This window comes from Achromobacter maghribensis, assembly GCF_057334215.1.
In genome coordinates this window covers 3,348-10,857 of record NZ_JBHFII010000037.1, presented here as the reverse complement: position 1 = coordinate 10,857, position 7,510 = coordinate 3,348, and the positions used below count along the sequence as shown (strand labels likewise).

Annotated in this window: 4 protein-coding genes; 1 reads left to right on the top strand and 3 read right to left on the bottom strand. The window is 66.0% G+C overall.

The features are described from left to right. Positions 1–34 precede the first annotated feature (34 nt). From ACE039_RS15340 to ACE039_RS15330, 3 genes are all read right to left on the bottom strand, one after another. Positions 35–1,513, bottom strand: a complete 1,479-nt coding sequence (locus ACE039_RS15340; protein WP_448712392.1) for an efflux transporter outer membrane subunit — start codon at positions 1,511–1,513, stop codon at positions 35–37. A gap of 72 nt (positions 1,514–1,585) precedes the next feature. Further along, a complete protein-coding gene (locus ACE039_RS15335; RefSeq protein WP_485822738.1) occupies positions 1,586–4,801 on the bottom strand; it encodes an efflux RND transporter permease subunit in 3,216 nt (1,071 codons plus the stop codon). A gap of 26 nt (positions 4,802–4,827) precedes the next feature. After that, positions 4,828–6,024, bottom strand: a complete 1,197-nt coding sequence (locus tag ACE039_RS15330; protein WP_313458934.1) for an efflux RND transporter periplasmic adaptor subunit — start codon at positions 6,022–6,024, stop codon at positions 4,828–4,830. 388 nt (positions 6,025–6,412) lie between these two features. On the opposite strand from ACE039_RS15330, the gene ACE039_RS15325 reads away from it, so the two are divergent. Further along, positions 6,413–7,492, top strand: coding sequence for a LysR family transcriptional regulator (locus ACE039_RS15325; RefSeq protein ID WP_105560259.1), 1,080 nt, complete (start codon positions 6,413–6,415; stop codon positions 7,490–7,492). Positions 7,493–7,510: the final 18 nt, after the last annotated feature.

Here is a 7,510-nt window from a genome sequence, read left to right as displayed (position 1 = left end):
CCCCCGCTTTTTCTTTTCCTTCCGGGTCTTGCGCCTACTTCGCCGCCACCGCGTCCGGCGGAACCGGATTTTCCCAGCCGCCGCCGATTGCGCGGATCAGGCCTACCGCCGAGCGCGCTTGCTCGCCGCTCAATTGCACGGCGACGCGTTGTTGCAGCAGGACGCTGCGATCGGCTTCGATCACGTCCAGGTAGCTGATCGAGCCTTCGCGGTACTGCGTGTGCGACAGCTTGGCGGCGCGGGCCGAGGCTTCGACGGCGGCGTCTTGCGCCTTGGTCTGGTCCGCCAGGATGCGCAGGTTCGCCAGGTTGTCTTCGACTTCGCGGAACGCGTTCAGCACGGTCTGGCGGTAGACGGCGACGTCTTCCTCGTAGACGGCGCGGGCGCGGTCCAGGCCGGCCTGGCGGCGGCCGCCGTCGAAGATGGGCATCGAGAGCGCGGCGCCGACCAGCGGGCCCAGCAGGAAGGTGCGGCTGGACCACTGGAACAGGTTACCCAGGTCGGACGACTCATAGCCGAAGGCGCCGGTGATGTCCAGGCGCGGGAAGAACGCAGACTTGGCGGCGCCGACGCGGGCGTTGGCGGCGGCCATCGCGCGTTCTGCGGCAGCGATGTCGGGGCGGCGTTCCAGCAGTGTCGACGGCAGACCGGCGGGGATCGACAGCGCGACCTTCTGGATCGGCTGCGGCGGCATCGTGAAATCGGACGGGGCGCGGCCCAGCAGCACCGCCAGTGCGTGTTCGGTGGTGGCGCGGCGGCGGTCGATGCCCAGCGCTTCCGATTGCGCGGATGCCAGCTCGGCCTTGGCCCGCGCCAGATCCAATTCGCTGATGTCGCCAGCGTCGAAGCGGCGCTGGATCAATTGCAGGGTGTCGGTGCGCAGCTTCACCGTCTGGTTGTACAGCTGCGATTCCGCGTCCTGCTCGCGCACCAGGAAGTACGTGGTGGCTACGTCGGCCTGCAGGGCCAGCAGCACCGACCGGTACAGGGCCTCGCTTTGCTGGGCGTCGGCGGTGGCGGCGTCCGCGGTGGATGCCACGCGGCCGAACAGGTCGGCTTCATACGACACCGCGCCTTGCGCGCGCCACGTCGTCACGGGATTGGTGGACGTGCCGTCCGGCAGGCCTTGCGACACGGCCGAGGGGCGTTGGCGGTTAGGGCCGAAGGCCGCATCCAGCGTGGGGAAGAAGCCGGCGCGGGCTTCGCGTTGCAGCGCGCGCGACTGCGCCAGGCGGGCGGCGGCGGCTTGCAGGTTCTGGTTGGCCTGTTGCGCTTCTTCCTGCAATTGGTTCAGGCCGTCGTCGCCGAACACCTTCCACCAGGCGCCGCGCAGCGCGTCTTCAGACGGCTCTGCGGGCTTCCAGGTGCCGGCTTCGGATGCAGGCAGGGCGGCTTCCTTGAAGGCCGCCGGCGCGGCGGCGGACGGCTTTTCGTAGGTGGGGCCCACCGCGCAGCCGGCCAGCACAAGCAGGACGGCAAGCAGGGCGGAACCGCGGGTCAGTCTTTGGATCATGATGAATTCTCTTTGTCGCGCGCCCCGCCCGCTGGGGCAAGGCGCGCTGGCTTCTCTGTGGGTCTGCCGGCCTCAAGCGTGGGGCTGCGTGGCGGGCGGCGCATTCGTGTCGATGTGCGGCGCGCACTCCGGCGCTTCATGCGGGGCCGCCGAGTGCAGCGGCTTGCCGCCCAGCGAACGCAGCAGCACGTAGAACACCGGCGTCAGGAACAGGCCGAACAACGTCACGCCCAACATCCCGAAGAACACCGCCACGCCCATGGCATGGCGCATTTCGGAACCGGCGCCCGACGACAGCACCAGCGGCACCACGCCCATGATGAACGCGATGGACGTCATCAAGATCGGGCGCAGACGCAGGCGACTGGCTTCGATGGCGGCTTCCAGCGGCGTGCGGCCGCTCATTTCAAGCTCGCGGGCGAACTCCACGATCAGAATCGCGTTCTTCGCCGACAGCCCCACCAGCACCATCAGGCCGATCTGCGTGAAGATGTTGTTGTCGTTGCCCGTCAGGTAGACGCCCGTCAGCGCGGCCAGGATGCTCATCGGCACGATCAGGATCACGGCCAGCGGCAAGGTCAGGCTTTCATACAGCGCGGCCAGTACCAGGAACACCAGCAGCACGCTGATCGGGAACACCCACAAGCCGGCATTGCCCGCCAGAATCTGCTGATACGTCAGGTCGGTCCATTCGAACTTCACACCGCGCGGCAGCGTTTCGGCGGCGACGCGTTCGGCCGCGGCTTGCGCCTGGTCGGACGAGAAGCCCGGCGCCGGTCCGCCGTTGATGTCGGCGGCCGTGTAGCCGTTGTAGCGCACCACCATTTCAGGCCCGAAGGTCTGCTTGACCGTCACCAGCGACGACAGCGGCACCATGTCGCCCGCGGCATTGCGGGTCTTCAGTTGCAGGATGTCGTCGGCGTGGGCGCGGAACGGCGCATCGGCTTGCGCACGCACCTGGAACACCCGGCCAAAGCGGTTGAAGTCGTTCACGTACATCGAACCCAGGTAGATCTGCATGGTGTCGAACACTTCCGTCACCGGCACACCCTGCTGCTTGGCCTTCACGCGGTCCAGATCGACGTCCAGCTGCGGCACGTTGATCTCGTAGCTGGAGAACGACGGGCCCAGTTCAGGCGTTTGACGCGCCTTTTCCAGGAACGCCTGCTTGGCCTTGTCCAGTTCGGCATAGCCCAGCGCGGCGCGGTCTTCCAGTTGCAGCTTGAAGCCGCCCAGCGTGCCCAACCCCATCACGGGCGGCGGCGGGAACACGGCAATGAACGAGTCCTGGATCGTCGCGAACTTCTGGTTCAGCGAGGCGGCGATGGCGTTGCCCGAGAGCGCGGCGCCCTTGCGTTCATCAAAGGGCTTGAGCGTCACGAACACGATACCGGCGCTGGAGCTGTTGGTGAAGCCGTTGATCGACAGGCCCGGGAAGGCGATGGCGGATTGCACGCCAGGTTCCTTCAGGGCGATGTCGCTCATGCGGCGGATCACCGCTTCCGTGCGGTCCAGCGACGCGCCGTTGGGCAACTGCGTGAAGCCGATCAGATACTGCTTGTCCTGCGCGGGCACGAAGCCGCCGGGCACCAGGTACGACACGCCGATGGTGGCGGCCACCAGCACCGCGTACACGCCCATCGCACCGGCCTTGCGGCGGATCACGCCGGACACGCCCGTGCCGTAGGACTCGGACGCGCGGCCGAACATGTTGTTGAACCAGTTGAAGAAGCGGCCGAAGACGCGGTTCATGCCACGGGTCAGCCAGTCCTGCTTGTCGTGATGGCTTTTCAGCAGCAGGGCCGACAGCGCGGGCGACAAGGTCAACGAGTTAAAGGCCGAGATCACCGTCGAGATGGCGATGGTCATGGCGAACTGCTTGTAGAACTGGCCGGTCAGGCCCGTCATGAAGGCCAGCGGCACGAACACGGCGCACAGCGTCAATGCGATAGCGATGATGGGGCCGCTGACTTCACGCATGGCGCGGTAGGTCGCGTCGCGTGGACTCAAGCCCGCCGCGATGTTGCGTTCCACGTTTTCCACCACCACGATCGCATCGTCCACCACGATACCGATGGCAAGCACCATCCCGAACAGCGACAAGGCGTTGATGGAATAGCCGAACACCAGCAGCAGCGCGAACGTACCCACGATGGACACGGGCACGGCAAGCAGCGGGATGATCGATGCGCGCCACGTTTGCAGGAACAGGATCACCACCAGCACGACCAGCGCAATGGCTTCCAGCAGCGTGTGCACCACGGCTTCGATACTGGACCGCACGAACTGCGTGGGGTCGTATTCGATGCGGTATTCCACGCCCGGCGGGAAGTCTTGCGACAACTCGGCCATGGCGGCGCGCACCTTGGACGACACGTCTAGCGCGTTCGCGCCCGGCGACTGCATGATGCCCATGCCCACCGCCTGCTTGTTGTCCAGCAGCGAACGCAAACCGTATTCCTGCGCATCCAGCTCCACGCGGGCGACGTCGGACAGGTAGGTCACGGCGCCGTCGGGCGAGGTCTTCAGGATGATGTCCTTGAACTCTTCCTCGCTTTGCAGGCGGCCACGCGCATTCACGTTCAGTTGCAGCGGCACGTCGCCTTGCGTGGGCGATGCGCCGATCACGCCGGCGGCGACCTGGACGTTCTGCTCGCGGATGGCGGCGACCACTTCCGACGCGGTCATGCCGCGCTGGGCGACCTTTTGCGGGTCCAGCCAGACGCGCATCGAGTAGTTGCCCGAGCCCCACACCGTCACTTCGCCCACGCCCGTGATGCGGGCCAGACGATCCTTGACGTTCAGGATCGCGTAGTTGCGCAGATAGGTGATGTCGTAGCGGTCATTGGGCGAGATCAGGTGCACGACCAGCGTCAGCGTGGGCGAACTCTTGGCCGTCGTCACGCCCAGGCGCTGCACGTCGGGCGGCAGGCGCGGCAGCGCTTGCGACACGCGGTTCTGCACCAGCTGCTGCGCCTTGTCCGGGTCCACGCCCAGCTTGAAGTTGACGGTCAGCGTCAGGTTGCCGTCGCTATTGGCCTGCGACTGCATGTACAGCATGTCTTCCACGCCGTTGATGGATTCTTCCAGCGGCGAGGCAACGGTTTCGGCGATGACCTTGGGGTTGGCGCCCGGGTATTGGGCGCGCACCACCACCGACGGCGGCACGACTTCCGGATATTCGGAAATGGGCAGCTGGAACATGGCCAGCAAGCCAGCCAGCAAGACCAGGATGGACAACACGCCGGCGAAAATCGGCCGGTCGATGAAGAACTTTGAGATATTCATGAACGTTCTCTGTAGACGCGCAGGCCTTACTTCAGCTCGGCTGCGGCGGTCTTGACCGGGGCAGCCTTGGCGGCAACCATGGGCACGACGGTCGGGGCCACGGCGTCGCCGGGGCGGATGCGTTGCAGGCCATTGACGACGATGCGTTCACCCGCGGCCAAGCCGGTGTCGATGACGCGCAGGCCTTCCTGGTTGGCGCCCAGCTTCACCTGGCGGTAGACGGCGTGGTTCTTGTCGTCCAGTACCAGCACGTAGCGCTTGTCCTGGTCGGTGCCAATGGCGCGTTCGTCGATCAGCACGGCCGAACGCGGGTCGCTGCCGCCCAGGCGGACGCGGGCATACAGGCCGGGCAGGAGCGAACCGTCGGCGTTGTCGAATTCGGCGCGCACGCGGATCGTGCCCGACGTCGCGTCCAGGCGGTTGTCCACGGATTGCACGAAGCCGGTGCGCGAATAGCCTTCCTCGTTGGCCAGGCCCAGTTCGACCGGCACCGACCCTGCGCGGCCGTTGCGCGCCGGGTTCACATACCTCAGGAAGGTTTGTTCGTCCACGTCGAACGATGCGTACATCTTCGCTACCGACACCAGCCTCGTCAGCGGCACCGACGCGGCGCCGGCCGCGACCACGTTGCCCACGGTGACTTCAGCGCGCGAGACGCGGCCGGCCACCGGCGCTTCGATGCGCGTGTAGCCCAGGTTCAACTTGGCGGCGTCCAGCGCGGCTTGCGCGCCTTGCAGGTTGGCGGCGGCTTCGCGCGCGGCGTTCTGCTTTTCCTCGAAGTCGCGGCGCGCGATGGCGTTGTCCGCCAGCAGGCGCTGGCCGCGGGCCAGTTCCGTGGCGGTGTAGGACGCGCGGGCCTTTGCGGCCGTCAGGGCGGCGGCGGCGCGGTCCACTTCAGCCACGTAGGGGCGCGGGTCGATGGTGAAGAGCAGGTCGCCCTTCTTGACGATGCTGCCGTCCTGGAAATGCACTTGCGTCAGCGTGCCGGACACCAGCGGGCGGATGTCGACGCGGTCGATGGCTTCCAGGCGGCCGGAATAACGCTGCCAGTCCACGATGGTCTTGGTGACGACTTCGGCCACCTCGACGGGCGTGGCGGCGGGGGCGCCTTGCGCCATGGCGACATTGCCGCCGGCGGGGCCCCGGGTCAGGGCATAGCCGCCTCCGGCCGCAAGAACGGCTGCAAAGACGACGAGCATAGCGATACGATTGCGCGAAACCATGATGTTTCCTTGAGTGGTATAGGGGCGAAAGCGCGCTTGTTTGAGCCTGGGGCGGAGGCGGCTCCGGCAGTCCTGGGCATGGCAGTCCTTAACGTCCGCGGGATATATGCATATGCTGCAATGCAACATGCAACAGGGTTGCGATTCCCGGGCAGTGGCGCCTTGGCGGGGCGTAGTCACTGCGGTGGCGAAAGCTGAGGATTGACATGCCCTGTGGAGGCGCCGGGAGGCAAGGGCACTTCAAGATGGTTTGCATTCTGAGTGTTTTGTGGGGCCGGATAAACACGTCTATCTCGGCAACACTGTTCGACAGGAATGACTAATCAGCGGCGAAATCGGGTTATGCTCCGTTCACCCCGACTTATTTGCCCAAAAGGACACCGTCGCCATGGACCGTTTTCAGGCTATGCAGGTGTTTGTGCGCGTCGTGGACGCCAATAGCTTCACTCGGGCGGCCGACAGCCTCTCGCTTCCGCGCACCACCGTCACCACCATCATCCAGAACCTCGAACGCCTTCTGGGCGTGCGCCTGCTCAATCGCACTACGCGCCGTATCGGCCTGACGCCCGACGGCGCGGGCTATTACCAGCATTGCGTGCGCATCCTGGCGGACGTCGAAGAAACCGAGGCCTGTTTCCAGGAAGCGGCGCTGCGCCTGAAAGGGCGGCTGCGCATCGACGTCCCGACCTGCATCGGGCGGCTGATCCTGATTCCCGCATTGTGTGATTTCCACGACAAATACCCCGACGTCGAGCTGGTGCTTGGCCTGGGCGACCGTCCCGTGGATATGGTGCAAGAGGCCGTTGACTGCGTGATTCGCGCCGGCGACCTGGAAGATTCCAGTCTGGTTGCGCGACGCATCGGCACTTTGCAGACCGTCACCTGCGCCTCGCCCACCTATGTGGCGCGCCACGGCATGCCGCAAACCATCGAATCGTTGCGCGACCACCACGCGGTGCACTACTTCATGAGCCGCACGGGCCGTAACTGCACCTGGGATTTCAAGGTCGACGGCAAGCACCAGGAAGTGGACATGAAGGGCACGGTGGCGGTGAACGAAGCCGGCGCCTACCTGGACTGCGGCCTGAAGGGCTTCGGCCTGATCCAGGTGGCCCGCTACATGGCGCTGCCGCACTTGCAGTCCGGTGAACTGATCGAAATCCTGCCGCAGTGGAAACCCAGTTCCACGGCAATTTCCGTGCTGTATCCGCAAAGCCGCCAGCTATCGCCCAAGGTGCGCGCCTTCACCGACTGGGTGGCCGAACTGTTCGCCGGTTGTCCGTTGCTCAGTGGCCGCGATGAAACCGATCCGGCCGCCAGCTCGTGCGGCGTCTTCCAGCGTCAACTGGGCATGCCCAGCGCGATGACCTTGGCGCAGCCCCAGCCTCAGACCGAACCCGCACGGCTGCAAACGACGCCGCCGCGCCGCCGCAGCGCGCGCGAAGAGGCCGCCGAATACGCCTTGTAAGCGGTGGGGGGGGGGGGG

Bases quoted from the DNA above. Each gene is read 5' to 3' on its own strand.
- ACE039_RS15340 (WP_448712392.1), bottom strand. From the start codon at position 1,513: ATGATCCAAAGACTGACCCGCGGTTCCGCCCTGCTTGCCGTCCTGCTT.
- ACE039_RS15335 (WP_485822738.1), bottom strand. From the start codon at position 4,801: ATGAATATCTCAAAGTTCTTCATCGACCGGCCGATTTTCGCCGGCGTG.
- ACE039_RS15330 (WP_313458934.1), bottom strand. From the start codon at position 6,024: ATGGTTTCGCGCAATCGTATCGCTATGCTCGTCGTCTTTGCAGCCGTT.
- ACE039_RS15325 (WP_105560259.1), top strand. From the start codon at position 6,413: ATGGACCGTTTTCAGGCTATGCAGGTGTTTGTGCGCGTCGTGGACGCC.